This window comes from Lampropedia hyalina DSM 16112 (assembly GCF_900129055.1).
Lineage (GTDB): Bacteria > Pseudomonadota > Gammaproteobacteria > Burkholderiales > Burkholderiaceae_C > Lampropedia > Lampropedia hyalina.
Genome location: NZ_FQUZ01000009.1, coordinates 40638 through 67534, shown reverse-complemented (window position 1 = coordinate 67534; position 26897 = coordinate 40638). Strand labels below are relative to the sequence as shown.

The 26897-nt window shown below is 59.4% G+C and carries 27 protein-coding genes, 1 tRNA gene and 1 pseudogene; 13 read left to right on the top strand and 16 right to left on the bottom strand.

The window, feature by feature from the left end:
- Positions 1 to 5: 5 nt before the first annotated feature.
- Complete coding sequence (locus BUE21_RS05345) at positions 6 to 1997, top strand: serine protease (protein ID WP_084522895.1); 1992 nt, start codon at positions 6 to 8, stop codon at positions 1995 to 1997.
- Positions 1985 to 3127, top strand: a complete 1143-nt coding sequence (locus tag BUE21_RS05340) for a hypothetical protein (protein ID WP_073355458.1) — start codon at positions 1985 to 1987, stop codon at positions 3125 to 3127. Before BUE21_RS05345 ends, BUE21_RS05340 begins: the two co-directional genes overlap by 13 nt.
- A gap of 61 nt (positions 3128 to 3188) precedes the next feature.
- Here BUE21_RS05340 and BUE21_RS05335 read toward each other — a convergent pair.
- A tRNA-Pro gene (locus tag BUE21_RS05335) sits at positions 3189 to 3265 on the bottom strand.
- A gap of 70 nt (positions 3266 to 3335) precedes the next feature.
- A complete protein-coding gene (gene rpiA, locus BUE21_RS05330; RefSeq protein WP_073355456.1) occupies positions 3336 to 4010 on the bottom strand; it encodes a ribose-5-phosphate isomerase RpiA in 675 nt (224 codons plus the stop codon).
- A gap of 129 nt (positions 4011 to 4139) precedes the next feature.
- Between rpiA and BUE21_RS05325 the strand changes: the two genes are divergently transcribed.
- Entirely contained in the window at positions 4140 to 5201 is a 1062-nt protein-coding gene (locus tag BUE21_RS05325; RefSeq protein ID WP_073355454.1) for a quinone-dependent dihydroorotate dehydrogenase, read from the top strand.
- Positions 5202 to 5474: 273 nt separating this feature from the next.
- Here BUE21_RS05325 and BUE21_RS05320 read toward each other — a convergent pair.
- The 5 genes and pseudogenes from BUE21_RS05320 to lysM form a co-directional block, all read right to left on the bottom strand.
- A pseudogene (locus tag BUE21_RS05320) lies at positions 5475 to 5879 on the bottom strand (ExbD/TolR family protein); the annotation flags it as partial.
- A gap of 6 nt (positions 5880 to 5885) precedes the next feature.
- Entirely contained in the window at positions 5886 to 6602 is a 717-nt protein-coding gene (locus tag BUE21_RS05315; RefSeq protein WP_073355448.1) for a MotA/TolQ/ExbB proton channel family protein, read from the bottom strand.
- Between the two features lie 99 nt (positions 6603 to 6701).
- Positions 6702 to 7565, bottom strand: a complete 864-nt coding sequence (locus tag BUE21_RS05310) for an energy transducer TonB (RefSeq protein ID WP_084522891.1) — start codon at positions 7563 to 7565, stop codon at positions 6702 to 6704.
- Between the two features lie 99 nt (positions 7566 to 7664).
- On the bottom strand, positions 7665 to 7937 hold the full coding sequence (locus BUE21_RS05305) for a (2Fe-2S)-binding protein (RefSeq protein WP_073355445.1): 273 nt from the start codon (positions 7935 to 7937) through the stop codon (positions 7665 to 7667).
- A gap of 239 nt (positions 7938 to 8176) precedes the next feature.
- On the bottom strand, positions 8177 to 8692 hold the full coding sequence (gene lysM, locus BUE21_RS05300) for a peptidoglycan-binding protein LysM (protein ID WP_073355523.1): 516 nt from the start codon (positions 8690 to 8692) through the stop codon (positions 8177 to 8179).
- A 590-nt stretch (positions 8693 to 9282) separates the two neighbouring features.
- Here lysM and BUE21_RS05295 point away from each other — a divergent pair.
- From BUE21_RS05295 to BUE21_RS05285, 3 genes are all read left to right on the top strand, one after another.
- Positions 9283 to 10308 carry an ABC transporter permease subunit gene (locus BUE21_RS05295; protein WP_073355444.1) on the top strand — a complete coding sequence of 342 codons (1026 nt, stop codon included), beginning with the start codon at positions 9283 to 9285 and terminating at the stop codon, positions 10306 to 10308.
- A gap of 4 nt (positions 10309 to 10312) precedes the next feature.
- Positions 10313 to 11788 (top strand): MFS transporter, encoded by a 1476-nt coding sequence (locus BUE21_RS05290; RefSeq protein ID WP_073355441.1) that lies wholly within the window; start codon positions 10313 to 10315, stop codon positions 11786 to 11788.
- Positions 11789 to 11912: 124 nt separating this feature from the next.
- Positions 11913 to 12932, top strand: coding sequence for a PTS sugar transporter subunit IIC (locus tag BUE21_RS05285; protein WP_073355438.1), 1020 nt, complete (start codon positions 11913 to 11915; stop codon positions 12930 to 12932).
- 5 nt (positions 12933 to 12937) lie between these two features.
- Here the strand turns inward: BUE21_RS05285 and BUE21_RS05280 are convergent, their stop codons facing one another.
- Both BUE21_RS05280 and BUE21_RS05275 read right to left on the bottom strand, forming a co-directional pair.
- Positions 12938 to 13744, bottom strand: a complete 807-nt coding sequence (locus BUE21_RS05280) for a M48 family metalloprotease (RefSeq protein WP_084522889.1) — start codon at positions 13742 to 13744, stop codon at positions 12938 to 12940.
- 110 nt (positions 13745 to 13854) lie between these two features.
- Complete coding sequence (locus tag BUE21_RS05275; RefSeq protein WP_073355436.1) at positions 13855 to 14100, bottom strand: helix-turn-helix domain-containing protein; 246 nt, start codon at positions 14098 to 14100, stop codon at positions 13855 to 13857.
- Between the two features lie 174 nt (positions 14101 to 14274).
- Here BUE21_RS05275 and BUE21_RS05270 point away from each other — a divergent pair, with 174 nt between their 5' ends.
- From BUE21_RS05270 to BUE21_RS14415, 3 genes are all read left to right on the top strand, one after another.
- On the top strand, positions 14275 to 15192 hold the full coding sequence (locus tag BUE21_RS05270; protein ID WP_073355434.1) for a helix-turn-helix transcriptional regulator: 918 nt from the start codon (positions 14275 to 14277) through the stop codon (positions 15190 to 15192).
- A gap of 224 nt (positions 15193 to 15416) precedes the next feature.
- Positions 15417 to 16376, top strand: coding sequence for a hypothetical protein (locus tag BUE21_RS05265; RefSeq protein WP_073355432.1), 960 nt, complete (start codon positions 15417 to 15419; stop codon positions 16374 to 16376).
- A 59-nt stretch (positions 16377 to 16435) separates the two neighbouring features.
- On the top strand, positions 16436 to 16879 hold the full coding sequence (locus BUE21_RS14415; protein ID WP_143164429.1) for a hypothetical protein: 444 nt from the start codon (positions 16436 to 16438) through the stop codon (positions 16877 to 16879).
- Between the two features lie 259 nt (positions 16880 to 17138).
- Here the strand turns inward: BUE21_RS14415 and BUE21_RS14795 are convergent, their stop codons facing one another.
- Positions 17139 to 17438 (bottom strand): hypothetical protein, encoded by a 300-nt coding sequence (locus BUE21_RS14795; protein ID WP_200796692.1) that lies wholly within the window; start codon positions 17436 to 17438, stop codon positions 17139 to 17141.
- Here BUE21_RS14795 and BUE21_RS05255 point away from each other — a divergent pair.
- Both BUE21_RS05255 and BUE21_RS05250 read left to right on the top strand, forming a co-directional pair.
- Positions 17397 to 17693, top strand: a complete 297-nt coding sequence (locus tag BUE21_RS05255; RefSeq protein ID WP_084522887.1) for an OmpA family protein — start codon at positions 17397 to 17399, stop codon at positions 17691 to 17693. The two genes, BUE21_RS14795 and BUE21_RS05255, sit on opposite strands and share 42 nt — an antisense overlap.
- A 661-nt stretch (positions 17694 to 18354) precedes the next feature.
- On the top strand, positions 18355 to 19281 hold the full coding sequence (locus BUE21_RS05250; RefSeq protein ID WP_159435802.1) for a DNA-binding protein: 927 nt from the start codon (positions 18355 to 18357) through the stop codon (positions 19279 to 19281).
- A gap of 21 nt (positions 19282 to 19302) precedes the next feature.
- Here the strand turns inward: BUE21_RS05250 and BUE21_RS05245 are convergent, their stop codons facing one another.
- Positions 19303 to 21309 carry a lytic transglycosylase domain-containing protein gene (locus BUE21_RS05245; protein WP_073355430.1) on the bottom strand — a complete coding sequence of 669 codons (2007 nt, stop codon included), beginning with the start codon at positions 21307 to 21309 and terminating at the stop codon, positions 19303 to 19305.
- Between the two features lie 16 nt (positions 21310 to 21325).
- Here BUE21_RS05245 and BUE21_RS05240 point away from each other — a divergent pair, with 16 nt between their 5' ends.
- Positions 21326 to 21901 (top strand): 5-formyltetrahydrofolate cyclo-ligase, encoded by a 576-nt coding sequence (locus tag BUE21_RS05240; RefSeq protein WP_073355427.1) that lies wholly within the window; start codon positions 21326 to 21328, stop codon positions 21899 to 21901.
- Positions 21902 to 21924: 23 nt separating this feature from the next.
- The gene (locus BUE21_RS05235) at positions 21925 to 23175 is read left to right on the top strand and encodes a multifunctional CCA addition/repair protein (protein ID WP_073355511.1); all 1251 of its coding nucleotides are present in this window, start codon (positions 21925 to 21927) and stop codon (positions 23173 to 23175) included.
- Here BUE21_RS05235 and BUE21_RS05230 read toward each other — a convergent pair.
- From BUE21_RS05230 to BUE21_RS05210, 5 genes are all read right to left on the bottom strand, one after another.
- On the bottom strand, positions 23161 to 23670 hold the full coding sequence (locus BUE21_RS05230; protein ID WP_073355425.1) for a GNAT family N-acetyltransferase: 510 nt from the start codon (positions 23668 to 23670) through the stop codon (positions 23161 to 23163). The genes BUE21_RS05235 and BUE21_RS05230 overlap by 15 nt on opposite strands.
- An 8-nt stretch (positions 23671 to 23678) precedes the next feature.
- Positions 23679 to 24548, bottom strand: coding sequence for a bifunctional methylenetetrahydrofolate dehydrogenase/methenyltetrahydrofolate cyclohydrolase FolD (folD, locus tag BUE21_RS05225; RefSeq protein ID WP_073355423.1), 870 nt, complete (start codon positions 24546 to 24548; stop codon positions 23679 to 23681).
- A gap of 96 nt (positions 24549 to 24644) precedes the next feature.
- Positions 24645 to 24929, bottom strand: coding sequence for a hypothetical protein (locus tag BUE21_RS05220; protein WP_073355421.1), 285 nt, complete (start codon positions 24927 to 24929; stop codon positions 24645 to 24647).
- A 58-nt stretch (positions 24930 to 24987) separates the two neighbouring features.
- Positions 24988 to 25623, bottom strand: a complete 636-nt coding sequence (locus BUE21_RS05215; RefSeq protein WP_073355419.1) for a response regulator transcription factor — start codon at positions 25621 to 25623, stop codon at positions 24988 to 24990.
- Between the two features lie 47 nt (positions 25624 to 25670).
- A partial coding sequence (locus BUE21_RS05210; protein WP_143164432.1) for a sensor histidine kinase occupies positions 25671 to 26897 on the bottom strand: 1227 nt, incomplete at its 5' end.

The window sequence follows — 26897 nt, the reverse complement described above, 5'->3', positions numbered from 1 at the left end:
CTGTAATGCCTCCCACCATCCCTACCCCGGCCCATGCTCCGATGCCTTCCACAGGATTTTCGGTGGCGGGGGCACTCCAGAACGCGGCACCGTTGCTGGCACGCCATGTCACGGCAGCCCGCCCGGCCTTTGCCGCCGTGTTCGACCCGCTGGCAGGCGGAATCCGTGCCGTGCAGTATGTGGATTTCAAGCTGCTGGCACTGGGGGCCGACAATCAGGAACAGGCACTGGAGCGCGCCTTCCAATATGCCGAGGAGACGGGTTTTCTGGAGCCATTGCTCCACGGCTTGCTGGCCATGGGAGGGCTGGACATGGAGGCGTGTCTGCGGGCAGCGCGTCCCCGCCAACTGGCTGCCACTCCTGCTACCCGCGCACCACAGGGCCAGACCCTCACGCTGGAGGCCTGGAGCCAGGACATGCCGGACTGGATTCGGATGAGCGATCTCTCTGCCGGGCTGATGCTGGCGCGCAGCCGCCTGTGCCTGATTCAGGTGGCGACCGAGCGCGGTGTGGCCAGAGGCACCGGGTTTCTGATTGGCCCGCAAACCGTCCTGACCAATTTTCACGTCATCCAGTCGCTCATCGACCCCCAGACGGGCCGGGCACTGCCCGACACTGCCCGGCGCATCTCCTGCCATTTCGAGCACGGGCTTGGGGCGGGCAAGGAGACCTGCCAGGCGGTGGATGACTGGCTGGTGGCCTATAGCCCCATGCGCCCGGATGCGTTGTCGGCCCATGACCCCTACCGTGACACCCCCAATCCGTTTGCCGCCGAAGTGCCGCTGGATTTCTGTGCCCTGCGGCTGTTGAATGCACCGGGGCGCAGGCGGGGCTGGTACGACCTGCGCGATACCGGTTCCATCCACCATGAACGCGACATCACCTTCGTGGTGCAGCACCCTGCCGATGCCGAACAGCATGTCGGCTTTGGCACCGGCAGCCGGGCTTTCGCTGCCGGTTCGCCCTATATGGAGCACCATGCCCCCACGGCCACCGGCTCCTCGGGCGGCCTGTGTCTCGATCACAGGCTCAAGCCTCTGGCTTTGCACTATGGCGCGGAACGGGATGCCGCAGGCACACTGCGTCGCAACTGTGCCACCTTTCTGCACCGTATCGTGGCCGTCGCACCGGACATCGATCAGGTCCAGCCTGCGCACGACTGGCTCTGGCGGCTCGACCCGCTGGATGGCCGTCTCGTCATTGGCCGTCGTGCCACCCAGCAGCGCGTGCTGCACATGGTGCAGAATGCCGAACGCCCCATTCTCGTCATACGCGGCGGCACGGGCAGTGGCAAGAGCTTTTCCTGCCAGATCATCCGCGCCTGCATGGCCCGCGACCGTGTGGCACTGGTGCCGCTGTCGGCGCGCACGCTGCCCACCAGCGCGCACCAACTGGCCGTCGAAATACTCACCCATGCCGGTGTCCCGCCTGCTGCCATTGCCACCCTGCCTGCCGGCAGACCCACCGATACCAGCCTGGCCGCCTGGCTCCACACCCAGTTTCTGCCGCAGTTCCAGACCCTGTTGCACACCCACCTGCACCCCATGCAGCGGCAACTCTGGCTGGTGCTGGACGACCTCGAACACATTGACATTCCGCAGACCGATGCACGGGAGCTGCTCGATGCCCTCTATGCCGCCGCCCCCCAGATGCCTTGCCTGCGCATCGTGCTCATTGGCCTGCGGCAACAGCCCATCGGCATCGACCCCGACCGTGTACAGCTTGAAACCCTGCCTGCTGCCGACAGCATCAGCCTGCAAGAACTGGTGGACAGCCTGTGCGCACTGTTCACCGAACACCGCATTGGGGTGCCGATGGAAGAAGTGACGCGCCATGCCCAACTGGCCCTGTCGCTGGCGCAAAGCCTGCCTTGGCACGGAGACTGGGGTGGACTGGCCACCAGCCACGTTCCTGCCTCCCCGCTGACGCTGCTGGGGCGGCTCTCACAACTCCTGCAGGCCGTGCATGCCAAGGTGGTACCGCAATGGCAGAACTGACACCCGATCTGGGATTGACACTGGCCCTGTGCGGGGTATTTCATCCGCTGGAAATCCCCGAACTTGCCCAGAACCCCGCCATGCTGGCCGAAGCCGCACGCCTGAGTGTGGAACAGCCCCACGAAGACCAGTGGCTCTGGACGCTGCGCCCTGAAGCGCGCCTGCTGTTTCTGGGGCATTTGCCGCCTCCGGGACTGTTGCGCAGAAGGCGGCTGGCTACCCAAGTGTCCAGCAAGGGAGACTGGCTGGCACATGCCATGCAACGCCTGCTGGCAGCAAGGCCCGACTCGGCGTTGCGCGGCATTCTGGCAGGCCGACCCAGCCCCGATACCCCTGCCGATGCCTTGCTGGCACTGTTTCAGACCATGCAGTTGCTGCTTCAGGCCCCGGTGCAACTGCCTGCCTGGAGTGCCCGCCCGCAGGTGCTCGACCGCCTCAAGGAGGCCGTGGAACACGGTCGCCAGTACCACGAACAACAGGCCCTGCTGGCCAATGCTGCCCATGCCCCTGCCGACGAACTGCTGCAAAAAATGCAGAATTTTGCCCTTGCGACCGCTGTATCCACTGCATCCGGTACGCTGAACCTGTTATGGGTCGCCGATTCCAGTCGTCCCGACCTGACCGTGCCACTGGGCCTGCTGCACCGCCAGTTGCTGGCCCAGCCCCAGGGGCAGACTCTGTGCATTCTGCTGGATTTGCAGCGCAGTGCCCTGCGAGGCGGCGCACCACGCGCCATCACCCACGAAATGCTGCGACAACTGGCCCAGCAGCAGCCCGCCATCGCTGGCCCGCTCGCAGCCATCCGCACCCAACTGCGTGCAACCGAAACCCAGGATGATGCGGCCACCGCCGATGCCCTCGCCGCCGTGCAACCCCTGCTGAAATCCCTCCCAGCCCGCACGCTGGTATTGCTTGTTCACGCATGGGAAAACGCCACAGCGCAAGGCCACGAGGGCGACATGGCTGCATGGCTGTTGAAGGCGAAGCAGATTTTCTGTGCAGCGGATGTTGCGCGCAGTGTAAGAGCGGTGGTCACAGTGCAAGCTGCCCATCAGGCCGTGGGCTGGAATTGGCCATGGGATGAGGCGCAGGTCCATGTGGAGTGCTGGGGTAGCGGCCCCTGTCCGTGAGGGAGTAAGCACACAACGCAAAACGGCTTGCAGTCTTGTGAACTGCAAGCCGTTGCTGTATTGGTCGGCGTGGCGGGATTCGAACTCGCGACCCCTTGCACCCCATGCAAGTGCGCTACCTGGCTGCGCTACACGCCGAAAGATGAAATTATATACCGGTTTTTATCCAGGATTTTAAAAATCCTGGATAAAGCATTTTTTCATGACTTCAGAAGCGCAAGGTCTGCACACCGGTTCCTGTGCCCAGCAGGCAAACCTGTGCCTTGTTGCGTGCGAAGATGCCGACGGTGACCACGCCGGGCCAGGCCGAGATTTCGCGCTCCAGTGCCAGCGGATCGGTGATTTGCAGGCCGCGTACATCCAGAATGTGCATGCCGTTGTCGGTGCTGATGGCGCGACCATCGGCGGCGTGGCGCAGGCGTGCCTGACCGCCCATGGCATCGAAGCGACGTGCCAGTTGTGCGGCTGCCATCGGGATGATTTCGACCGGCAGTGGAAAGGCTCCCAGGGTTTCCACCTGCTTGCTCTGGTCGGCAATGCAAACGAATTGTTCGGCCAGATCGGCCACGATTTTCTCGCGGGTGAGGGCACCGCCACCGCCTTTGAGCATGCAGCCCTGGGGATCGATTTCATCGGCTCCATCGATGTACACGCCCAGTTTCGTCACCTCGTGGGGTTCCAGCACGGTGATGCCAGCCTGTTGCAGCAGGCGGGTGCTGGCCACGGAGCTGGAGACGGCTCCCCGCAGTGGCAGGCGGGCTTCGGCCAGGGCTTCGATGAACTTGTTCACGGTGGAGCCGGTTCCCACGCCGACCACACTGTGGGGTTCGACAAAATCCAGCGCGGCGCGGCCTACGAGTTTTTTCAGAGCGTCCTGATCCATGACAATAACGGAGTTTTACGAGTTTTTCAGTCAAGAAAGCCGGGTTGGTCTGGCCTTGCAGCCATTGGGGCATGTCACCATGCACCATGCAGGCCGCACCGGCATCGGCGGTATGTTGGGATTATCACCATGTCCATGAACCTTTATCCGTTGATTCGCCCTTTTTTGTTTGCCATGGAGGCGGAAACCGCACATGAGCGGACGTTGGACTGGCTGCAACGCACCCAACAGGGGCAGGTGTTGAAGAAACTGTATGCACAGCCGCGTGTGGACGACCCTGTAGAGTTGGCCGGTTTGCGCTTTCCCAACCGGGTGGGTTTGGCGGCGGGGCTGGACAAGAACGCTGCTTGCATCGATGGCCTCGCAGCCATGGGGTTCGGGTTCATCGAGGTGGGTACGGTGACTCCCCTGCCGCAGCCCGGCAATGAGAAACCGCGCATGTTCCGTATCCCCGAGGCCAGTGCGGTCATCAACCGCATGGGTTTCAACAACCACGGTTTGCCGGCATTTCTGCACAATGTGCAAAATGCCAGAATTCGCCGGGAGCAGGGAAGTGGCAAGGGGATTTTGCTGGGGCTGAATATCGGCAAGAACGCGGTCACTCCCATTGAAAATGCTGCCAGTGACTATGTGGCCTGCCTGGAAGGCGTGTATCCGCATGCGGACTACATCACCATCAACATCAGTTCACCCAATACCAAGAATCTGCGGGCCTTGCAGTCTGACGAGGCTCTGGATGCCTTGCTCGATGCTGTGGCCCAGGCGCGTCGCCGATTGAATGCCCACCATCCGAACAAGCCGATTTTTCTGAAGATTGCCCCCGATCTGGAGGCAGAGCAGATTCGCGTGATTGCGGCAACCCTGCTGCGCCATGCGATTGATGGCGTGATTGCCACCAATACCACCATCAACCATGAGCGGGTGAAGGATTTTGCGCATGGTCAGGAGCAGGGGGGCGTGAGTGGTGCGCCGGTGCGCGAGGCCAGCAATGCCGTGATTCGCAGTCTGCGGGAATATCTGGGGCCGCACTATCCGATCATTGGCGCAGGCGGCATTCTGGATGCCGAGGATGCGCTGGAAAAAATCCAGGCCGGTGCCAATGTGGTACAGATTTATTCCGGTTTGGTGTATCGAGGCCCGGTGCTGGTGACGGAGGTGGCGCAAGCACTGCGGCAGACAGGCCAATATTAAAGAGAACCCCGCCATCCCTGGCTTCAGTAAACCAGGGATGGCGGGGTTCTCTTTGGGGTAAGGCTGCCTGAATGGGGCAGGCCGAGCGGCGGCTTAATTTGCAGCAGCACTGGGCTGCATACCACCCCGGTGCTCGCCACCACCGCCACGGCGACCGTCCTCTTCAGGGCCACCACCGCGCCTGCCAGAACGACCCTCTTCTTCAGGACCGCCACCACGTCTGCCATGGCGAGATCCGCCTTCGGCTGCTGTGCTGCTGTCGCCCCCAGCGGTTTCGGGTTCGGTGACGAAGCCGATCTTGCTCAGGCCAGTGCGCTGTGCCATGGCCATGGCCAGGGCGACACGCTCATAACGCACGTTTTTGTCGCCACTGATGTGGAGGCTGGGCTGCGGCTCTTTTTTTGCTTCTTCCGTCAGTTTCAATTCCAGATCGGTATCGGCGATCAGGGTGGTATCCAGGAAGTAATCGCCATTGGATGCAATGCTCAGGCTGATAGTCTCTGGCTCCACTTTTTCCTTTTCCGTGCTGACCTGGGGCAGATCGACGTTCACGGCATGCTTGATGACGGGCACGGTGATGATGAAGATAATCAGCAGCACCAGCATGATGTCGATGAGCGGAACCATGTTGATCTCGCTCATGACGTCGCCCTGTTCCTCCATATTTGAGAATGCCATGGTGCATCAGCCTTTCTTTTGCGGCAATTCCTTGGACGGTTTTGCGTTGTGGCTGACGCGCGCGCCAGTGACATAGTAGGCATGCAGGTCATGGGCGAAGCTATTGACGTGCAGCAGCAGGGATTTGTTGCCACGAATCAGCGCGTTGTAGCCCACCACGGCAGGAATGGCCACTGCCAGGCCCGCAGCGGTCATCACCAGGGCTTCGCCAATCGGGCCTGCCACGGTGTCCATGGATGCCTGACCGGATGCGCCAATGGCCAGCAGCGCGTGGATGATGCCCCAGACCGTGCCGAACAGGCCGACGAATGGCGCAATGGAGCCAACGGTGGCGAGAATCGACAGCCCCGATTGCAGGCGTGCGGTGAAGCCGTCGATGCGATAGCGCAGGTTGCGTGTGATCCAGTCGCTGATGTCCAGGCTGTCGTGCAGGTGCTCCTGGGTGTTGCGGTGGTGCGCAACGGCCTCGCGCCCTTCCAGGGTCAGCAGCAGGAACGGGTTGTCGGCACTGTGGCCCAGTTTCTGGATGCCAGACTCCAGGCTTTCGCTGTGCCAGAAGTCCTTGGATGGTTTGACCATGCGCTTGTAGCGCATCAGGCTCAGAGTTTTGATGATGATGACGATCCAGGTGGCGATGGACATCAGCAATAGCAGGATGGCTACGGTGCGGCCTATGCTGTCGGCCTGATTCCAGGCACCCAAGATTCCAAATTCAGAACCCATGAAAACTCCTCAAGATATTGAATACAAAAACATTGTCTGATGCCGAACCATGCAAATGCCGGATGGACGGTGCATGGGGGCGGGATGAAGGTGGCAAGATCAGTCGGTCAGTTTGAAGCGAACGGGGATGTCGTACCAGTCGTCAAACGGTACGCCACCGCGTTTGCTGGGGGTGAACCGCCAGGAGCGCAGGGCCGCGTCGCGGGCCGCATTGTCCAGGCGGGCATAGCCACTGGAGGTTTTGATCTGGACGTCCTTGGCGGCACCATTGGCCCCGACGAGAACCCGGAGCGTGACCAACCCTTCCTCGCGCATCCGCCGACTGATGGGCGGGTAGGGGATGCGGGGATTGTTCAGGGCTGCACGGCTGTTCGACGCTGCGCGCACCACTTCGCTGGAGCCAGATGACGATGTGCTGCTGCTGGAGCCTTGGCTGGCACTGCTGCTGGACGTTGAAGCCGAAGAACTGGTGGCCGACGTGGATGTGCTGGAGGCAGGGCCTGTCACGGGCGAGGCAACCGGTGTTGGAGCCGGAGCGGGTGCAGCTGGCTCTGGAGGCGGCTTGACAGGTTCTGGTGGTGGTTCGGGAGCCACAATCGGGGTGCGCTCGGTGATGGGGGCTGGACGCTCGATGGGCTTGGGTTGTGGCTTGGGCTTCGGTTTGGGGGGCGCAGGCTTGGGCTTGGGCTGTGGCTTGGGTTCCGGTGGCGGCGGTGGGGGGGGCGGAGCAGGCGGTGCCGGAGGCGCAGGGGCCGCAGCAGGCTCTTCGGCTTCAGCACTGGAAAAAATCAGCTCGGTCAGCAAGACGGCTGGTTCCACCTCTTCCTTGACGGGACGATTGTCCATGGCGTACTGAACCGCCCACAGGCTGGCAACGTGCAGGAGCACAACCGCACCAACGGCAGAAACCGTGCGGTGCAGCGAGGTGTCGGGCTCAAGGGGATAGTATGACGAAGACGACATGAAGAAAAGGTAGCCTGTTGCCCCAGTCGCAAGCAACCAGGTAGACAGGGGAATGTATTTATTTACGCAGTACCCACCAGGTGGATCCGAGAACCAACATCAGGCTGGCGACGAGCGTTGCGACAAGTTCCATGAAGTCACTCCTGTAGAACCGGTGGCAGGCTGGTTTGAGCAACGATGGCTTTCATGGTGCAGTGCAGCCATGGGCTGCATGGGACTGCATTGCCTCATGATTTCGTGTACACAGCTTTCACAGTTGCCGCATTGGGTGGCAACCCCGAGTTCAAACTGGATTTCGTCGAAATTCATGCCTGCATGTGCATGGCGAACGATTTCGCGATCGGAAACACGGTGGCATACACAAACAATCATTGGCGTGGCTCAATACGTGGCTGGCTGGTTGATGATTGCTGGATTATAAATACGAATTTTTCTTATTAGTAGTCTATAGGGTTAAATCCTATTTTTCTCGTGGTTTTTTCTTTCAATCGCTGCGATGCTCTCGCAAAAACAATGGCTTGATGTTGTGCGTTGTGGCACGGTGCCCAATGCAATCAGCCTCTGCAAATGCTGCGCTTGCAGAGGCTGTCGCATGGGCGCGTCAGATCACGTTACTGAGCCGGGATACGCAGTTTCTGACCGGGATAAATCTTGTCTGGATGGCTCAGCAGAGGGCGGTTGGCCTCGAAGATTCGTGGATATTCGTTGGCATTGCCGTAGTATTTCTTAGCGATGGCCGAGAGGGTTTCACCTTTGGCCACATCGTGGTATTGGGCTTCCGGTTCGGGGCGATTGACGCTCAGGCGGTTTTCCACCGCCGTGACGTTGGCGATGTTGCCGGCAGACAGTGCGGCTTTTTCCGCATCTCCCTGGGTTTCGGCCACGCCTTCGAGGATGACGGTGCTGGTAGCTCCATCGAACGTCACCTGGAGGCTGGGCAGGTTCAGCCCCTGTGTCTGGATGAACGCGGCAATGGCGGTCGCGGCCTTGGCATTGCGTTCTTCCTGGGATGGCACCGGGGCCGATGCAGCGGCTGTGGGTGCGTCGCTGGCGGGGGGGGCAGCCTGCGCTTCGCTGCCACCGAACAGTTTTTCACCCGCACCTTTGATAAAGTTGAGAATTCCCATCATGATCTCCAGAAGGTTGTAAGAAAAGCACACTGTGGCACGATCATGCTCATGCCATACCGTCTTGACATCCTCCCCTGCCTAAAGTCAGGGGATTCCTACGGTGCTCACACCAGCACCTGGCTGGGTTGAGTCGCTTCGGCGGGTTCCTGCTTCACCGAGGCTGCGCGCCTTGCCTTTGCAGGCTTGGCATGACTTACGTCCTCTCCACAGGCTTTACATCCGGCATGCCCTGCCGTAGCCCTTGCGGGACATTCACATGACCGTCATTGAGAAGCCGACAGCGTTCCCTGGTAGCCGCTATGTCAGTTTAACACCCGAACCCTGCGGGTTCCGCGCTTTCCTTCCCCGCCCTCAAGGACGGGGGGTGTCGCGCTTTCCGATCAACGGTGATGGAACCTGCACACCATCGTGCTGGTGCTGGCCGGAATATACGATGATTTCTTGCCACAGATGGATTCTTCGCTGACCATAGGCCGCCAGTCTGTGAGTTTCCTGCCCGTGCCGGATGCTTTGGACATGGCGAGGTCGCCTTGGCAACCCCATTCCCATGCCCAGCAAAATTACGGCATCGACGGTATGATGCAAAGATGTTCAGCTACATCCTCAAACGCCTCGCATTGATGCTGCCGACCCTGTTAGGGGTGCTGCTGATTACCTTCACGATTGTGCAGTTTGTGCCTGGCGGGCCAGTGGAGCAGTACCTGGCCGAATCGCGTGCCGGGCTGGGGGGGGTGGATGGGGCAGGGCTTAGCTACCGGGGGCATGAAGGCATCGATGCGCAGCGGCTGGAAACCATCAAGGCACTGTATGGTTTCGACCAGCCCGCCCATGTGCGTTTCTGGAACATGCTGACGGGTTTTGCCCGCTTCGACCTGGGCGACAGCTTCATGCACAACAAGGCGGTGTGGGAACTCATCAAGGAAAAACTGCCTGTATCCATCAGCCTGGGGCTGTGGACGTTTTTCATCAGCTACGCGATTGCCATTCCACTGGGTGTGGCCAAGGCGGTGCGGGCGGGAACCCGCTTCGATCTGCTCTCCAGCCTGCTGGTGCTGGCCGGTTATGCGGTGCCGGGCTTTGTGCTGGGAGTGGCCCTGCTGGTACTGCTGGGCGGGCAGCTGGAGTGGTTTCCGTTGCGCGGACTGGTATCGCCGGGCTGGAGCGAAATGCCGCTGGGCCAGAAAATACTGGATTACCTCTGGCACATCACGTTGCCGGTGGCCTCGATGGTGGCGGGCAGTTTTGCCGTCACCACGCTGCTGACGAAGAACGCCGTGCTGGAGGAAATCCGCAAGCAGTATGTGCTCACCGCCCATGCCAAGGGCTTGAGCCAGCGGCAGGTGCTGTGGAAGCATGTATTCCGCAACGCGCTCATTCCGATTGTCACGGGCTTTCCGGCTGCTTTCATCGGCGCGTTCTTTGCGGGTGCGCTGCTCATCGAAACCCTGTTCACACTCGATGGCCTGGGACTGCTGGGCTACGAGAGCATCATCCGGCGTGATTATCCGGTGGTGCTGGGAACCCTCTACCTGTTCACCCTGATAGGGCTGCTGACCAAGCTCATCAGCGACCTGTGCTATGTCTGGGTCGATCCACGGGTGAAATTCGACTGAATCCATGCCAGACGACCTGTCCAGCCATCTGACGAAAACCGTCGCCCTTGCATCACGGCCTTCTGGGAGCGAGGCTTGCAACGAGGGTGGGCTTCCTGCCCCACAGCGTTTCTGGTCTGTGCTGGTGATTCTGCTGGCACTGGGCATGGTGGTGCTGGATGGCTCCCTCATCACGATGGCATTGCCCACGATTGCGCGCGATCTGGGCATTGCCGAATCCTCCATCATCTGGCTCATCAGCAGCTACCAGATTGCCGTACTGTGTCTGTTGCTGCCCGCAGCCTCGCTGGGCGACCGGCTGGGGCACAAGCGGCTGTACCTGTGGGGCATTGCCGCTTTTGGGACGGCGGCGATCCTGTGTGTGCTGGCAGAAAGCCTCTGGATGCTGGTGCTGGGGCGCACGCTTCAGGGTGCTTTTTCGGCGGCGGTGATGACAGCCAACACCGTGCTGCTGCGGCGCACCTATCCGCTCAGCCAGTTGGGGCGCGGCATCTCACTCAATGCCCTGGTGGTGGGGACGGCTGCCGTGGCCGGGCCATCGTTTGCCGCGCTGATGCTCTCGGTTTTTTCTTGGCACTGGCTGTTTGGCATCACCATTCCATTGTCGGTGCTGGTGGTCTGGCTGGGGCTGCGCTTTCTGCCGCCTGATCCACCACCCCAGCCCCACGAAACCGTGCGCTGGCTGGACGTACTGCTGAACATCAGCATGTTTGCCCTGCTGTTCTGGGGCTTCAAGGTGCTGGCCGAAGAAGTGGCGGTGCAGGGCATGGGGGCGCACTGGCTCACACCGGGGCTGCTGATGCTGGTCGGCACGGTGGTCGGAATCGTGTATGTGCGCCGCCAGCGCAGTCTACACGAACCACTGCTGCCGCTGGATTTGCTGCGCATCCCGGTGTTTGCGCTGTCGGTAGGCAGTTCCCTCACAGCCTTTGCCGCGCAGATGATGGGCTTCATCGCCCTGCCATTCCTGCTGCTGGTGATTCTGGAGCGTGGCGCGCTGGAGGCGGGCATTCTGGTCAGTGTCTGGCCACTGGCCAGCGTGGCGACCGCCCCCATTTCCGGTCGCCTGATTGGCCGCTACTCCAGCGCGACCCTGGGCGGCATTGGCATGGTGCTGTTCGCGCTGGGCTTGCTGATGCTGGCACTGATGCCTGCACAGGTGAGTTTCTGGAACATGGCCTGGCGGCTTGCCTTGTGTGGTGTCGGGTTCGCGCTGTTCCAGTCGCCCAACAATCACACTATTGTCACCAGCGCACCGGCACACCGTGCTGGCGCGGCAGGTGGAATGCTCAGCGGGGCACGGCTCACAGGGCAATCCCTGGGGGCAGCTCTGGCTGCTGGCATATTCGCACTCTTTCCGCCCACCAGCAGTGCCCTGGGTTCCCCCTGGAGCTTTGCCATTGCCACGGCTTTCGCGCTGCTGGCCGCCGCATTGAGCATGGCCCGCAAATCGCAGATGCAGACGATCAAGACCATTTGATCCATCTGATGCACCGCGAGCTTCGGGGGTGTTGCTGCGCATGAAATGCTCATTTTGATTAAAAGTATCGATGCTGGTGGTATATTCCCATTCGCATTCTTTGTTTTTATCCAGAGGCACGGCCATGTCCCTTCAGACCTTCCTGAAAAAACGCGACATTGAATTTTCGTTGCGCCGCTACGGCATCGAAGCCCTGAACTACATGACGCTGGGGCTGTTTGGCTCCCTGGTGATTGGCCTGATTCTCAAAACTGTGGGCGGTTGGGTCGATGCACCGTGGCTGATCGAGGCCGGAGCCATGGCACAGGGCAGCATGGGCGCGGCCATCGGCGTGGGGGTGGCTTATGGCCTGAAGGCACCGCCCATCGTCATCTTCGCCAGTGCCGCCATTGGAGCGATGGGCGCGAAGCTGGGCGGCCCGGTGGGCTGCTTTGTGGCCGTAGCCGTGGCCACCGAAATGAGCAAACTGGTGAGCAAGACCACGCCCATCGACATCATCCTCACCCCGGCCACGGCACTGGTCAGCGGCTTTCTGGTGGCACAGTGGCTATCACCACTGATTGGCAGTGTATTTGAAATCACGGGCCAGACCATTCAATGGGCGATGGGCTTGCAGCCATTGCTGATGAGCGTGATTCTGGCCGTCGTCATGGGCATGATTCTCACCGGCCCCACTTCCAGCGCGGCACTGGCCATCTCGCTCAACCTGGGCGGGTTGGCCGGTGGAGCCGCCACCGTCGGTTGTGCCTGCCAGATGATCGGCTTTGCCGTCATGAGCTTCCGCGAGAACGGCCTGTCGGGCCTGCTCAGTCAAGGCCTGGGAACCAGCATGCTGCAACTGCCCAATATTGTGCGCAACCCACGCATCTGGATTCCACCCACACTGGCTGCGGCCATCCTGGGGCCGGTGGCCACGCTGGGCTTTGGCATGCAGAACATTCCCACCGGCTCCGGCATGGGAACCAGCGGCTTCGTCGGGCAGGTGGGCACACTGGCAGCCATGGGGGATGGGCGCGAAGTCTGGCTCTCCATCGGCCTGCTGCACTTTCTGTTGCCAGCGGCCCTGACGTTGTTATTTGCTGCGGTACTGCGCCGTTGGGGTTGGATACGCCAGGGCGACTTGAAAGTGAACGCGCGTATCTGAGCCGTTCACCGCTCCTGGTTGAGCCGGTTCTGGATGTTCTGTGCACGTTTGCCCGAAGGTGGGTGGCTGCTCAGGAAAGGCAGACCACTACCGCCTCCGCTGAGGGCCGACAGCTTCTGGAAGCCCGTCACCAGACCCTGGCGGTTCAACTGCAATTGAGTCAGCAGATCGTAGGCATAGTTGTCGGCAGCCGTCTCCTGCACCTGGGAGAACTGTGCATTGATGAACGTCTCCGCCAGATCGCCCGCCATCGACTGCGACAGTGCCGCCGCTACTGAACTACCGCTGGCTGCAATCGCCTGCCGTGCCGCCGAAGTGGCATACACCGTGCGCATCCGTGCGGTGGAATGCCCCAATGCAACGTGGCCGATCTCATGACCGACCACCCCGCGCAGCTCATCGTCATTCATCAAATCCATCAACCCGGAATACACCCGCACACAGCCATTGGCCATCGCCCAGGCATTCGGCTCCTTGTTCTGGTACACCCGATATTGCAATGCCTGTCCATTCACATCGCGGGGAAACTGCGTCACCAGCCGTTGCAGCCGCTGGCCATAGGCACTGTTGCTGGGCAGCACCTGGCTTTGTGCATCCATCGCTTCACACGACTGCGCTGACAGCACCGCCACTTCCGTCTGCGTCAGTGTTGCGGCGCGAACCAGACCGGCTCCGGCGGTCACCATATCGGGGTTTTCCAGCACATTGCAGCCTGACAGTGACAGACTCAAAGCCAAGGCCGCCGAAGCAGCCAGCCAGCGTGAGCGAAAGTGGAAGAACGGAACAAAAGGTGTGTGTGACGGGTGCGGCATGGATGTGGCCTCCTCGTGTGGCAGGGATGGGGAATCGGAACACAGCGGCTATTGTAGAACTGCATTCCAAAATGGGAGGTACGGTGTGCGGCCACTGCCGCCAATCGCATTCAAAACAGCCTCTGCGCCTCCAGCCGTCGTTCCACATCGGCCATCACATCGGTGGCGCGTACATCCAGAGCCATGCACAGCCGCACCAGCATCCGCACACTCGGGCTGTTTCGACCCAGCTCGATCAACGACAAATAATTGCGATCCATCTGAACGCGCAGGGCCAATTCCGACTGACTCCAGCCGCGTTCCGTGCGCAGCTTGCGCAACGCCTGCCCCAGTGCCTGATCGACCATATCGCCCATACAGAAATGGTGCGACAGGGCTTGTCGGAAATTCCGTATATATGCTGCAAATTGCGCATACAATCAATTTGGTACAAATTTTTCTGAATCCATCCATACCACGACAAAACCTGTCGGAAGCATTGTCTATAGTCGGCTGATCGACCCCATTCAACCCATTTCACTGACTGCTTCATGACAAAACCTTCCGATTCTTCATCCACTTCCAGAGGAGAAAAACTGGCCCAGCGGCTCTCGCACATCCTGGCCCTGCTGCACCAGGGCGACAACATCGACAAGCACCAGTTGGCGCGCCAATTCCAGGTGGATGTGCGCACCATCGAGCGCGACCTGGGCGAACGCCTGTGTGGCATCATTGAGCGCAATGCCGAAGGCCAGTGGCAACTGTTGAACAGTTCTCGCAGCACGGTTCCGACCAAATTCCTGCATGGCTATGCCCGCATGGCAGGCACCGAACACCTGTTCCCTGACACCAGCCTGCGCTACCTGCTGGAGCAACTCGACACCCCCCAGCCGCGCCGCGCCACCCAGGTACAGCCCGTACCGCACGAAGACCTGGGCGAACACAGCAACGCCTTTGCCGAACTGCAAGCCGCCATCGAACACCGACATGAATGCCGTTTTGGCTACAAGGACAAACCGCGCCACGCCCAGCCCTACCGGCTCATCCACAAAAACGGCATCTGGTACCTGACCGCACTCGAAGGCGGGCTGCTCAAGAACTTCAGCGTCGCCCTCATCACCGCACTGGAAGTGGACGAAGCCAGCCGCTTCACTCCCGACCCCCAGCACCACGCCTACATCAACAGCAAGGACGACGTGTGGTTTACCCCCAAAACCACCGAAGTGCTGCTGCGCGTGACCCCCGAAGTGGCGCATTACTTCACCCGCCGCCCGCTGCTGCCCCAACAGAGGCAAAACGCCGAAACCGACGGCTCGCTGTGGGTCAGCACCGCCATCAACCACCCCAATCAGTTGCTGCCCGTGGTGCAGTACTGGCTACCCAACGTCCGCATCGTCCAGCCCGTGGAATGGCACGAACTGCTGATGGAGCGTTTGCGGCAGGCGTTGGGGAGGTGGGAGGAAAAGTGAGTTTATATAACTTCTTACTGGGCCTATTGGATGGGCTATCACTGGGGCTTGGACTGCAATTGACCTTTCTGGAGCCGCTTATCGTGTCACCATTCCAGCAGTGATTCAAGTTGCCGTACTTCGCCAGAAGCACCTTTATGGCGACAAGGCTGAAGGAGATGTTTTCCGCTAGTATTTAAAGTGGAATTCTTGTTTTTTCGATAATTTTTCAAAGGAGTATTTTCATGCCATTACCTCTTATTCCTCTCATTCTCGGAGGAGCCTCTTTAGTTGCTGGGGCTTACGGCGTCAAGAAAGGATTTGATGCCAAAGAGAATTTTGATAAAGCTGAATCTATAGGTAATTCTGCAAAGAATCGCCATGAAAAAGCATTAAAAGAGTTGAATATTGAAAGAGAAAGATCGAATAAAAAATTATCAGACCTTGGGGAGTTGAAGGCAAATGTATTTGCGGATCAAATTAAATATTTGATTGATCAAATCAAGAAAAGAAAAGCTGCAAAATCATCCTTGAAAGGATTTGAGCAAATAATTGAAAAGCTTGATTTGCCGAAAATGGAAAAAATGGTAATCGGCAGTTTGGCCATTGAGAAAGGCCTTGCATCGGGTACTGTAAGTGGTGCTCTGATGGGTTTGGGCGCGTATGGTTCTGTAGGTATGCTTGCGACAGCTTCAACTGGAACGGCAATTGCGAGTTTGAGCGGTGTTGCAGCTAGCAATGCTACATTAGCATGGCTTGGAGGTGGTGCGTTGTCTGCTGGAGGGCTGGGAATGGCAGGAGGGACTGCTGTACTGGGGGGAGTTGTAGCTGGGCCTGCTATTGCGATTACGGGATTTGTTATAGCATCTAAAGCAGAAGAGGCTTTGACGAAAGCCAGGGAATATGAATCACAAGCAGATGAGGCCATTGCAAAAATTGATATCATGAAAATCGCCCTCCAAGGCTTGCAGACTAATACAGGAGAGATGGAGCGAACTATTATTAAATTGGCCAATGTGTTTGATAAGTGTAAGCCAGAGGTAGAGTGCGGCTGGGATGAAGCATTTGAAAGAATGCTGGTTGTTGGCAAGGCTTTGAAAGAAGTATTGGATACGCCCATTCTCGAATCTGATGGAAGTGCTGTAAAAAATTTGAAAAGCAAGCTAAATATTGTAACCTCTGGGCTAATTGAATACGAGGGATGATTTTCATGATCCTATCTGAATAATAAATTCAGATAGGATTTTTTTGAAAGGAAAATTTTATGTCTAAAAAAGATTTGGTGGTTCATTCTGTGAAAGCAACAGAAAATCTTGTTTCTGCAAATTTATCTAAAACAAGTGCTGTTTTGAATTATGCAGATGGCTTTGGATCTCTGGTTACTGCGTGGCAGGATTATCAGAATACACGTGAAGTGGAGATTACTCGCAGAGAGCAGATTGCAGCGAATCGAGATGTTAAGTTATCAGCAATAAGAGAGCAGGCGGCTATATTGCAAATGATGATAAAAGAGACTTTTAAAGAAAGAGAAAGAAATTTTGATAAATACTTTTCCTTATTGAACGATGGTTTTGTCAATGGAAATGAAATGCAAATCAATGCTGCATTAAATATGCTTGTAGAACAAACAAAAATAAACCCAATGGTACAAACTATGCAGCTAATCAATAGTATTAATGATCCAGATGTCAAAGTTATTGAAATTTAATCCGTCTTTTCAATGTACATGCTGTGGTGCATGTTGTCGCAGTGTAGCACAATCATCTTTGACTGCATGGCTTGATGATGGTGATGGAGTTTGTCGAAATCTTGATAGGAAAACTGAATTATGCCTAATTTATGAGGAACGACCAGATGTTTGTCGAGTGGATTTACAGTATGTGATGCATTATCAACAAGATATTTCCTGGAAGGATTTTTGCGAATTAAATCAAAAATGTTGTGAAGATTTGCAAAAAATTATCAATTCATAACATTTTAAATTTTGTAAAAAAGTTGTAATTTACATAATTATCGATACCATAAAGAATCCATGTCATGGCCTTTGACCAAACGCTGGGTCTGGTCAAGGGTATTGACTGGAATGCGCTAAACTTCAGTACATACACAAAAAGAGCAGCAAATACAAGAGAGACTACCAAACCAGCAAAGATACGCTGAACCTGAACTGCACTGGCATCCAGTTCTTGAGCTAGTGATGGCGTGCAGGAAAAGTAGAGAGTTTTTTGGAAGGTAATCGCTATTCCAAAATATTTATTGAAGGCCATACCGACAACCTTCCGGTCAGACATCCTGTGACGGACATTGTCAGGTTTTGCACTGTGTATGACGACAATTACACACTATCTGCTGCTCGTGCAAGGGAAGCAAGAAAAGCATTGATTGGCAACCTTGACTCGGATACTGCCCGTCGCATCATCGTCGCTGGTTATGGAGACTCCAGCCCGTTGGCAGGAATTGATCCAGCTGATGCAAGAAATCGGCGTGTCGAAGTGCAGCTGACAATTGGTCAATCTGAATAAATTCCGAATACAAGTACCTCTTTGAGAGAAGCTATTACACATAAGTGTGTCGGTATCGAATTGATCTTTATTGATTCTTGCTGCGTCGCTTGTGTATTTTCAGTTGCATTCCCACATTTTGTGAACTTACCCGGCCTCGTCATTCCGGCGCAGGCCGGAATCCAGTGACGACATTGAAAAAACACCGCTATTGCCCAATCGCACAGGGGGTTACTGGATTCCGGCCTGCGCCGGAATGACGGTAGGTTGAGGGGCAAGGGCGGTTGAAATGCTCACCTTCTCAAACACTTGATCCGGCTCCAGAGACGAGGCTGGCAATCGCCCCCGGTGGCCAAGACTGGCCTTGCAACCGGATGCTGTATCAACAAAGTCAGCCCCGTACTTGATACGGGGCTGAGAGCTGCTGCAATCGCAGCCATGCGCGCTCCTTCCCCAGTATTTCGGTCGGTATTGGGGCAATTCCAACATGAGGCTGCTTTCCCTGATGCAACTCAGGGGCAGTGACACAACATCGAGCCATTTTGCCAACGTTCAGGTAAAAATTTTTCGATTATCAAAATTATCATAAATTTTATGGATAAATCGTTATAGAAATAACGTTATACTTATGTATATGATATTTTTAAAGGATGCAGATATGGGGCGTACCAGTGATACACGTATGCGCACACGCGAGGCTGCTGCCAATCTGGTGGCAGAAGGGCGTAGTCCGCATGAGCTGACGGTGGATTTGATTCATGCCGAGATTCGGCAAGGCAGTCGCACGACCATCAATGACGAGCTAAAGCTGTGGAAAGGCGAGCAGGCCAAATTCCACGCACTGCACAGCGGGATTCCGCCGGTGATTGTTCAGGCCATGACTTCGTTGTGGACGCTGGCCGTGAAGGAGGGTGAAAAAACCTTCGAGCAGCAGCGGGAGAACATCGAAGCGGAACGCGACGCTGCGGTGCAGCAGGCGCAAACGCTGGAGTCGGCTTTAGCGAGTGAGCGCGACCGAGGGGCTGGGCTGGAGGCGCAATGGCAGGCGCAGAAGGTGGTTGGTGAGCGGCTGCGGGAGGAGTTGCTTCAGTTGCAAGGCAATCTGGAGATGGCGCAATCACGCCAGCAGACTCTGGAGCAGCAGTTGGTTCAGGCACAGGCCGAGGCGCGGCGGCAGCTTGCCGATGAGCGGGCGGCAGCGGAAGTCCGACTGGCCGCGCTTCAGGCTTCGATGGTGGCGCAGGAGAGGGAGTTCCGCACCGAGATGGGCAAGGCTACGGAACGCCTGGAGGGGGTCAGGAAGCATGTGATGCTTCAGGTTGCGGAGGCGCGGGAAGAAACCCGCCATGCCGAAGCCTTGTTGGCCAAGACACGCGAGCAGGCCGAACGTTTGCAGCGTGAGCGCGAGGATGGTATTGGGCAACTGGCCACGGTACAGGGCAGGCTGGAGGCAGAGCTTGCCCAGAGTGGGGTGCTGGAGCGCAGGGCGTTGGTGGCGGAACAGCGGCTGGAGGAGTGGCTGAAGGCAACCAATAAGCCTGCGCGCCTCATCCGAAAAACGCCCGCCAGACCGAGTGCCATCCAACACCGGTCCGGTGGCCGTGACTGACGGCCATGGTCTGACGGTTTATCAGGGCAGGTCGGCAATGGCCACGGGTTCGCCGCTTTGGCGTGGGCCGATGGTCTGGCCCAGACGGCTGGGCAGTGACTGGGGCTGGCCGGTCAGGATGGCGGAGTACACGGTGGCGTTGGCCAGTACCTTTTGCACATAGTCGCGGGTTTCGTTGAACGGGATGTTTTCCGCCCAGATGGCTGCTTCGAGTTCCGGGCCGTTGCGCCAGGCGCGGGGTCTGCCGGGGCCGGCGTTGTAGGCGGCGGCGGCCAGTGGCATGGAGCCGGAGAATTCATCGAGTGCCAGCTTCAGGTAGGCGGTGCCAATGGCGATATTGGTTTCCTTGTGGTTGATGTCGCTGGGGCGGAAGTCGGTCATGCCGATTTTGTTGGCCGTCCATTTGGCGGTGGCGGGCATGACCTGCATCAAGCCAGAGGCCCCCACGCCGGAGCGGGCATCCATGATGAAGCGGCTTTCCTGGCGGATCAGGCCATAGACGTAGGCCGGGTCGAGGTCGATGCTGCGGGTGCGTTGCACCACGGCTTCGCGGAAGGGCATGGGGTAACGCTGTGCCAGGCTGGTGGTGGTGCGGGTGCGTTCGCTGGTGTTGATGCAGCGATCCCAGACCTGGTGCTGGCAGGCGAGGTCGGCAGCGGCGAGCAGGTCGCGGTCGTTCATGCCGCCGGGAATGTGCAGGTTGATCGCGTAGTTCCATTCCCGCACACCTTCGCTGCGCAGGCCATTCTGGATGGCGGCAATGCCGCGTTGCAGGCTGGGGTTGGTGCGGGCGCGGGCTTTTTCGTCGGCGGTCAGTGGCGGGGGTTCGGGTATGACGCTGACTTTGCCGCCCAGCCAGTGCTGGGCCAGTTGTTCATAGTAGCCACTGTTTCCGGCAATGCTTTGCATGAGGTTGCGGGCCTGGAGCTGGGCGTTGGCATCGGCACTGGCCGCTTGCAGGGCACGGGCCTGCCAGTACACCCAGGTGCTGTTTTGCTGCATGGCAGGCGGCATGGCCTGGATGCTGCGGCTGACCTGCGCCCAGTCGCCGTGGCGCAGGGCGGTGCGCACTTTCCATTCCAGGTGCTCGCCGTGCAGGTTGCGTTCGTCACGCACCTGGCGGAAGTGGCTGATGGCATCGTCGGAGCGACGGATGGCCGCCCAGCGGCCAATGCTGCCCCAGACCCAGTCCTGATCGGCCCTGTCCATCTGCGCCGCCCATTGGCTGCGCAGTTGCTGGGCGGCCTGGCTGAAGTCGCTGCTGGCCAGCCGTGTCAGTGCCAGTGGCACGAGTGCGCGGCGGGCGGGATTCGTGGCGGTGTCGCGGTGGGCCAGAAAGGCTGCGGGCTTGCCGATGGCGTCATTGACAAAGGGCAGGGAGTCGGGCGCGGCCAGCAGGATGGCACTGCGCACCACGGCGGGGCGGTTGTGGTGTGCCCCGATGCGGGCGCGTTGCCAGAGGTCGGCCTGCTTGATGATGCCAGCGGCCGACAGCTCGGAGGCGGCATGCGTGCAGCCATCGTCGGCATTGCGCTGGTTGTGCCAGAGATCGCGTACTTGTGCGCCGACATCGGCAGGGGCCTTGTCTTGCACCCAGTCGATCAGCAGGCTATAGCACTGCACCTGCGGGTCGTCGTGCATGCGGTAGCCGCTGAGGTAGTGGCTGAATTCCGACCAGGCGCGGCGTTCGCCCAGCAGCAGCAGCCAGTCGTTGCGCAGGCGGTCTTCGTAGTAGGTGCCGCGCCATTGTGCGAGAAAGGCATCCACTTCATGGCGCGGGGCATCGCGCAGTCGGGCGGTGAGTTCCCAGTAGGCTCCCCAACCTTCCAGCGCGTGGCCGCGCACATTGGGCAGCAGGCGGGTGAGGGTGGCGCGATCCTTGGCGGCGAAGGCGGTTTTCATGCTCAGCAGGGCTTGCTGGGCCTGGGCGGTGGAGGGGGCATTCTGCGCCTGGGCGGGCAGACAGAACAGGCTGGCGGTCAGGCCGAGCGCGGCGCAAAGTGGTGTCAGAATGTGGGTCGGTTGCATAACAGAGGATTATGAGATGGACAAAGCCGCCCTGCGAAAATTCCTTGTGAATCAACGGGTCAATATGACCGATCGCGTGCAGAAGAACGATCAGCTCCAGCAGGTGCTGCGCATGTGGCTGGTGACGCGCCCGGAGACGGTCATCGGTGCGTACTGGCCGATCAAGGGCGAGTTCGACCCGTTGCCCGCGCTGCATCGCTGGAAGGAAGATGGCGAACTGCTGGAGGAGCCGGCACTGCGCCGCATTGGCCTGCCGGTAGTGGACAAGGTGCATCGCACACTGCGTTTTCAGGCATGGTATCCGGGTTGTCCGATGGAAGAAGATGCCTATGGTATCCCCAAACCCAAGGATACGGAACTGCTGGAGCCGACCTTGCTGTTCGTGCCGTGCGTGGGCTATGGTGCAGGCGGCTACCGGCTGGGCTATGGCGGGGGCTTTTATGATCGCACGCTGGCCGATCTGCAACCTCGGCCCTATACGGTCGGGCTGGGATATACGGATGGATTCATTGAAGATTTTGAACCGCAGCCGCACGATGTGCCGCTGGAGACGATTCTGAACAACCACGGGGTGGTCTGGCCGGTGATGTGAACCAATACGGAAAGGAACAGGGAATGCAGATTTACAAGGTGGGCGGAGCGGTGCGCGACCAGTTGCTGGGTATTCCCGTTCACGACCGTGACTGGCTGGTGGTGGGAGCCAGCCCGCAGCAGATGCTGGCGCAGGGCTTCTTGCCGGTGGGCAAGGATTTTCCGGTGTTTCTGCATCCGCAGACCCACGAAGAATATGCCCTGGCGCGCACCGAGCGCAAGAGCGGCCACGGTTACAAGGGCTTTGCCGTGTATGCCGCCCCGGATGTCACGCTGGAGCAGGACCTGGCGCGGCGCGACCTGACCATCAATGCCATGGCCATCGGCACAGATGCACAGGGGCAGGAGGTGCTGCACGACCCGTATCGGGGGCAGCAGGATTTGCAGGACAGGGTTCTGCGCCACGTCACCGGGGCGTTCCGCGAAGACCCGGTGCGGATTCTGCGCGTGGCACGTTTTGCCGCGCGTTTCGATGGCTTTTCGGTGGCTGCCGAGACCATGCTGCTGATGCAGGAGATGGTGCAGGCGGGCGAGGTGGATCATCTGGTGCCGGAGCGGGTCTGGCAGGAACTGGCACGCGGGCTGATGGAGGCGCGGCCCTCGCGCATGGTGGATGTGTTGCGTGCCTGCGGTGCCCTGAAGGTACTGCTGCCCGAGCTGGATTGTCTGTGGGGGGTGGCCCAGCGTGCCGATTACCACCCGGAAGTGGATGCGGGCATCCACACCATGCTGGTGCTGGACATGGCCGTGCAACTGGATGCTCCGCTGGCCGTGCGCTATGCTGCCCTGTTGCACGATCTGGGCAAGGGCAACACGCCTGCTGAGGTGCTGCCGCGCCACACCGGCCACGAGCAGCGCAGCCATCTGCTGGAGGCCGAGGTGTCGCAACGGCTCAAGGTGCCTGCCGATGTGCATTCCCTGGCCAGTCTGGTGGCTCTGGAGCATGCCAATATCCACCGCAGTCTGGAGACGGATGCCGAGGCCATCGTGCAGTTGCTGGAGCGTTGCGATGCGTTCCGGCGGCCGGAGCGTTTCGCGCTGGCTTTGTGGGCCTGTGAGTGCGATGTGCGCGGCAGGCTGGGTTGGCAGGACAAGTCTTATCCCCAGCGGCCCTTGCTGCAAGCGGCCTTGCAGCAGGCCCAGGGCATCGATACCGCACACGTTGCGGCGGCAGCCGCCCGGCAGGGGTTGCGGGGCGAACAGATCGGCCAGCAGATTCATGTTGCGCGGGTGGCTGCCGTGGGGCAGTGGCAGGCTGGGTCAGGGGCGCAGTAGCTGCATGTAGCGGGCATCTGCTCCATAGCCACTGATCTGGTGATGCAGGGCCGGGGCCAGAGGCAGAACAGGCTCGAAGCCGTGCTTTTGCCAGTAGGTGCGTGCCCCCTGAATGGCAATCAGGCAGGCTTTGTCGAATGGGCTGTCACGGAAGACTGCCAACATTTTTTGTACCAGCGCATGGCCTGCACCGGTGCTGCGGCGGGCGGGGGCGACGGCCAGATCATGCAGGTACAGGCAATCGGGTTCGGCAGGCAGGGTGCAGTGGGCCTGATCTAGACTGGGCGGGCTGTCGAATCGCCACGGCACTGCCAAGAAGTAGGCGCACAGATCGGCATCCGTGCCTGCACTGGCCACCAGGCAGGTGTCGGGCGAGGCCTGGATTTTCGCGCCCATCGAGGCCGCCGATTCGGGCACGATGGCCGTATAGCACTGTGCCTGAATGCGCATGATGGCAGGCAGGTCGGCCATCCGTGCTGGGCGAATGTGCAGCATGGCTGCTTTCAGGCCGCAGTCTGCCGTACAGCCGCGCTGCGTTCGGCCGATTGCAGGGTGTTGTCCAGCAGCATGGTGATGGTCATGGGGCCGACACCGCCGGGCACAGGGGTAATCCAGCCTGCGACTTCGCGCACGCCATCAAAATCCACGTCGCCGCAGAGCTTGCCTTCGGCGTTGCGGTTCATGCCGACATCGATGACGATTGCGCCGGGCTTGACCATGTCGGCTGTGATGAGGTTTTGCTTGCCTACGGCAGCGACGATGACATCGGCCTGGCGGGTGAAGGCGGCCAGGTTCTGCGTGGCACTGTGGCAGATGGTGACGGTGGCACTGCGCGAGAGCAGCATCAGGGCCATTGGCTTGCCGACGATGTTGCTGCGCCCGACCACCACGGCGTGCTTGCCGCGCAGATCGTAGCCAATGTCGTCGAGCATTTTCAGGCAGCCATGCGGGGTGCAGGGCCAGAAGCCGGGCAGGCCGGTCATCAGCGCGCCCGCACTGCTGACGTGAAAGCCGTCCACGTCTTTCTGCGCCGAGATGGCTTCCAGCACCTTCTGCTCATTGATGTGGGCGGGCAGGGGCAGTTGCACCAGGATGCCGTGGATGGCGGGGTCGTGGTTCAGGGCTTCGATGCGGGCCAGCAGATCGGCCTCGCTGAAGTCGGCTTCGTATTTCTCCAGCACCGAGTGGATGCCTGCATCCTCGCATGCCTTGATCTTGTTGCGCACATACACCTGCGAGGCGGGGTTGTCGCCCACCAGCACCACGGCCAGACCGGGCTGAATGCCCCGCTGTTTCAGGGAGGTCACTTGGTCTGCAATGGCGAGGCGGAGTTTCTTGGACAGCGCGAGGCCGTCGATGATTTGGGCTGGCATGGTGTGAGGCAGTGGGCAGGAACGCGAAAAACCACCCGAACGGTGCTCTTTTTGCGGGCCGTTCGCGTTCGGGTGGCAGGCAGGGATGCGGGGCGGTCAGAGTCCCAGTTGTTGCAGGCTGCTCTGGGCGGGCATCACGCCTTTTTCCACCTGCTTCTTGATGATTTCCGACTGGGTGGTCTGCTGGTTCTTGGTGATTTCGGTCTGGTTCTTGTTGAAATCTTTGTTGAAGCTGGTGTTTTGTTCGAACTGGGAGATTTCCAGGTCGGCATACTTTTCGATCAGGCGCGTGTAGGCCTGCACCAGCGAGGTGTTGCTGGGGTCGTCCTGAATCAGGCGTTCCAGAAACTGGCGGCTGTTTTCAAAAAAGTAGGTGTTCATGGGAGATCCTTCGGGGGTGGGTGGGGAAAGGAAACAGGAACGCTGCGGGAGACTTGGCTCAGGCGGGTTTGCCGGACATGCCACTGCTGCCCAATGCCACTTTCAGCAAGTCGGCCACGGTGTTGGCATCGAGTTTTTCCATGATGTTGGCGCGGTGGGCCTCCACGGTCTTGATGCTGATGTTCAGGTCGTCGGCGATCTGCTTGTTCAGGCGACCGGCGACGATGCGCTCCAGCACCTGCGATTCACGGGCCGTCAGGCGACCCAGCAGGGCTTCGCGGTTGGCCGCTTCCTGCTGGCCGCTGAAGGTGATTTCGGCCTGTTCCAGCATCCGGGTCACCAGCGAGGTGATGGCAGCTTCCTCGAAGGGCTTCTGGATGAAATCGACCGCGCCCTTTTTCATGGTGCTGACGGCCAGTGGCACGTCGCCGTGGCCGGTGATGATGGCAATGGGCAGGGGTGAGCCGCGCTCGATGAGCTTTTCCTGCAACTCCGGGCCGGACATGCCGTTCATGCGCACGTCGGTGATGAGACAGGCCACGACCTTGGGGTCATAGTGTCGGAGGAACGATTCCGCGCTGTCGAAACTGCGTACATGGAACTGGCGGCCTTCGAGCAGCCATTGGAGGGAGTCCCGGATGGCCTCGTCGTCATCGACGATATAGACAGTGCCTTTTTTGGAATCAGTGTTCATGGTGTGTGGTTTGTCTCTTGGATAGTGGCGGGAAAGGCGGTTCCATGTCAGGGCGTTGCCGGTGCGCTGCCGGCTCCCTCGGAACTGGCCGGAAGCCAGAAGGAGAATTCGCAGCCTGTCAATACCCCGTCATTGTAAAGGTTGCGAACCCGGATTTTCCCTTGATGGGATTCCACGATACTGCGGCACAGGTTCAGGCCGATGCCCAGGCCGTCGCTCTTGGTGGAGTAGAACGCATCGAACAGGTGGGCGATCTGGTCTTCCGCAATGCCTGGCCCGTGGTCGGCAATGGCGAACTCAATGCCGTGCTCATGCGCACTGGCAGTGAGGGTGATCTGCCGCTGCTGCTGGCGTGTCTGTGCGGTGCTCATGGCTTCGGCGGCGTTTTTCAGCAGGTTGATGAGCACCTGTTCGATCAGGATGGCATCGGCCAGCAGCGGGGGCAGGTTGTCGCCGAGGTGGATGTCCAGCCTTGTGTCGCGTCGGCGCAGTTCGATGCTGGCGATTTCCACCGCTTCGGTGACGATGCGCGTGGCATGGCAGTGTTCGCGCTTGGGCGCGCTGCGCTTGACGAATTCGCGGATGCGCAGAATCACCTGCCCAGCCCGCACCGCCTGATGGGCGGTTTTCTCCAGCGGTGGCAACAGGTTTTCCAGGCTGATGCTGCGGTTCTCGATGCGGGCAATCATGCCGTTCGTGTAGTTGCTGATGGCCGCCAGCGGCTGGTTCAGTTCGTGCGCAACGCTGGATGCCATCTCGCCCATGGTGATGAGGCGGCTGACATTCTGCACCTGCTCGGCCTGGCGGGCTGCGAGTTCCTCGGTGTGCTTGCGGGCGGTGATGTCGGTGGCGATGACCATCTGCGCGAGTCGGCCATCCACCCAGTCCAGGTAGCGCGAGCGCACTTCCACCCATTTGTCCAGCCGTTCGATGTAGATTTCCGCGTGTTCCAGGTTGGGTTTGGTGGTCGGCTCGGCGTGGGCGGCTGGCTCTGCCGGTGTGCCACTAGGGAAGGTCTGCAAAACCCGTTGCGCCGCCCGCATCCCGCCACTGGGCGCATCGCGGCGTTGGCTTTTGTGGTCAATAGCCCCGCTATTGACCACAAAATCCGCCTTGCGCTGCATCCCAGTGGCGGGCGCGGGCTTACCGCAAGAGTTTTGCAGACCTTCCCTAGGCGCAGTATCGGCCTGCCGGGCCTTGGTGACACCGGCCTTGGCAATGAGCTTGAGGTGGCCGCTGCTGTGCGTGCCGAACCATTGGCGGTAGAGGCGGTT

What these genes read in the sequence shown, in the direction of transcription:
- BUE21_RS05345 (WP_084522895.1), top strand. Translation starts at nt 6, where the DNA reads ATGCCTCCCACCATCCCTACCCCGGCCCATGCTCCGATGCCTTCCACA.
- BUE21_RS05340 (WP_073355458.1), top strand. Translation starts at nt 1,985, where the DNA reads ATGGCAGAACTGACACCCGATCTGGGATTGACACTGGCCCTGTGCGGG.
- rpiA (WP_073355456.1), bottom strand. Translation starts at nt 4,010, where the DNA reads ATGGATCAGGACGCTCTGAAAAAACTCGTAGGCCGCGCCGCGCTGGAT.
- BUE21_RS05325 (WP_073355454.1), top strand. Translation starts at nt 4,140, where the DNA reads ATGTCCATGAACCTTTATCCGTTGATTCGCCCTTTTTTGTTTGCCATG.
- BUE21_RS05315 (WP_073355448.1), bottom strand. Translation starts at nt 6,602, where the DNA reads ATGGGTTCTGAATTTGGAATCTTGGGTGCCTGGAATCAGGCCGACAGC.
- BUE21_RS05310 (WP_084522891.1), bottom strand. Translation starts at nt 7,565, where the DNA reads ATGTCGTCTTCGTCATACTATCCCCTTGAGCCCGACACCTCGCTGCAC.
- BUE21_RS05305 (WP_073355445.1), bottom strand. Translation starts at nt 7,937, where the DNA reads ATGATTGTTTGTGTATGCCACCGTGTTTCCGATCGCGAAATCGTTCGC.
- lysM (WP_073355523.1), bottom strand. Translation starts at nt 8,692, where the DNA reads ATGGGAATTCTCAACTTTATCAAAGGTGCGGGTGAAAAACTGTTCGGT.
- BUE21_RS05295 (WP_073355444.1), top strand. Translation starts at nt 9,283, where the DNA reads ATGTTCAGCTACATCCTCAAACGCCTCGCATTGATGCTGCCGACCCTG.
- BUE21_RS05290 (WP_073355441.1), top strand. Translation starts at nt 10,313, where the DNA reads ATGCCAGACGACCTGTCCAGCCATCTGACGAAAACCGTCGCCCTTGCA.
- BUE21_RS05285 (WP_073355438.1), top strand. Translation starts at nt 11,913, where the DNA reads ATGTCCCTTCAGACCTTCCTGAAAAAACGCGACATTGAATTTTCGTTG.
- BUE21_RS05280 (WP_084522889.1), bottom strand. Translation starts at nt 13,744, where the DNA reads ATGCCGCACCCGTCACACACACCTTTTGTTCCGTTCTTCCACTTTCGC.
- BUE21_RS05275 (WP_073355436.1), bottom strand. Translation starts at nt 14,100, where the DNA reads ATGGGCGATATGGTCGATCAGGCACTGGGGCAGGCGTTGCGCAAGCTG.
- BUE21_RS05270 (WP_073355434.1), top strand. Translation starts at nt 14,275, where the DNA reads ATGACAAAACCTTCCGATTCTTCATCCACTTCCAGAGGAGAAAAACTG.
- BUE21_RS05265 (WP_073355432.1), top strand. Translation starts at nt 15,417, where the DNA reads ATGCCATTACCTCTTATTCCTCTCATTCTCGGAGGAGCCTCTTTAGTT.
- BUE21_RS14415 (WP_143164429.1), top strand. Translation starts at nt 16,436, where the DNA reads ATGTCTAAAAAAGATTTGGTGGTTCATTCTGTGAAAGCAACAGAAAAT.
- BUE21_RS14795 (WP_200796692.1), bottom strand. Translation starts at nt 17,438, where the DNA reads ATGGCCTTCAATAAATATTTTGGAATAGCGATTACCTTCCAAAAAACT.
- BUE21_RS05250 (WP_159435802.1), top strand. Translation starts at nt 18,355, where the DNA reads ATGCGCACACGCGAGGCTGCTGCCAATCTGGTGGCAGAAGGGCGTAGT.
- BUE21_RS05245 (WP_073355430.1), bottom strand. Translation starts at nt 21,309, where the DNA reads ATGCAACCGACCCACATTCTGACACCACTTTGCGCCGCGCTCGGCCTG.
- BUE21_RS05240 (WP_073355427.1), top strand. Translation starts at nt 21,326, where the DNA reads ATGGACAAAGCCGCCCTGCGAAAATTCCTTGTGAATCAACGGGTCAAT.
- BUE21_RS05235 (WP_073355511.1), top strand. Translation starts at nt 21,925, where the DNA reads ATGCAGATTTACAAGGTGGGCGGAGCGGTGCGCGACCAGTTGCTGGGT.
- BUE21_RS05230 (WP_073355425.1), bottom strand. Translation starts at nt 23,670, where the DNA reads ATGCTGCACATTCGCCCAGCACGGATGGCCGACCTGCCTGCCATCATG.
- folD (WP_073355423.1), bottom strand. Translation starts at nt 24,548, where the DNA reads ATGCCAGCCCAAATCATCGACGGCCTCGCGCTGTCCAAGAAACTCCGC.
- BUE21_RS05220 (WP_073355421.1), bottom strand. Translation starts at nt 24,929, where the DNA reads ATGAACACCTACTTTTTTGAAAACAGCCGCCAGTTTCTGGAACGCCTG.
- BUE21_RS05215 (WP_073355419.1), bottom strand. Translation starts at nt 25,623, where the DNA reads ATGAACACTGATTCCAAAAAAGGCACTGTCTATATCGTCGATGACGAC.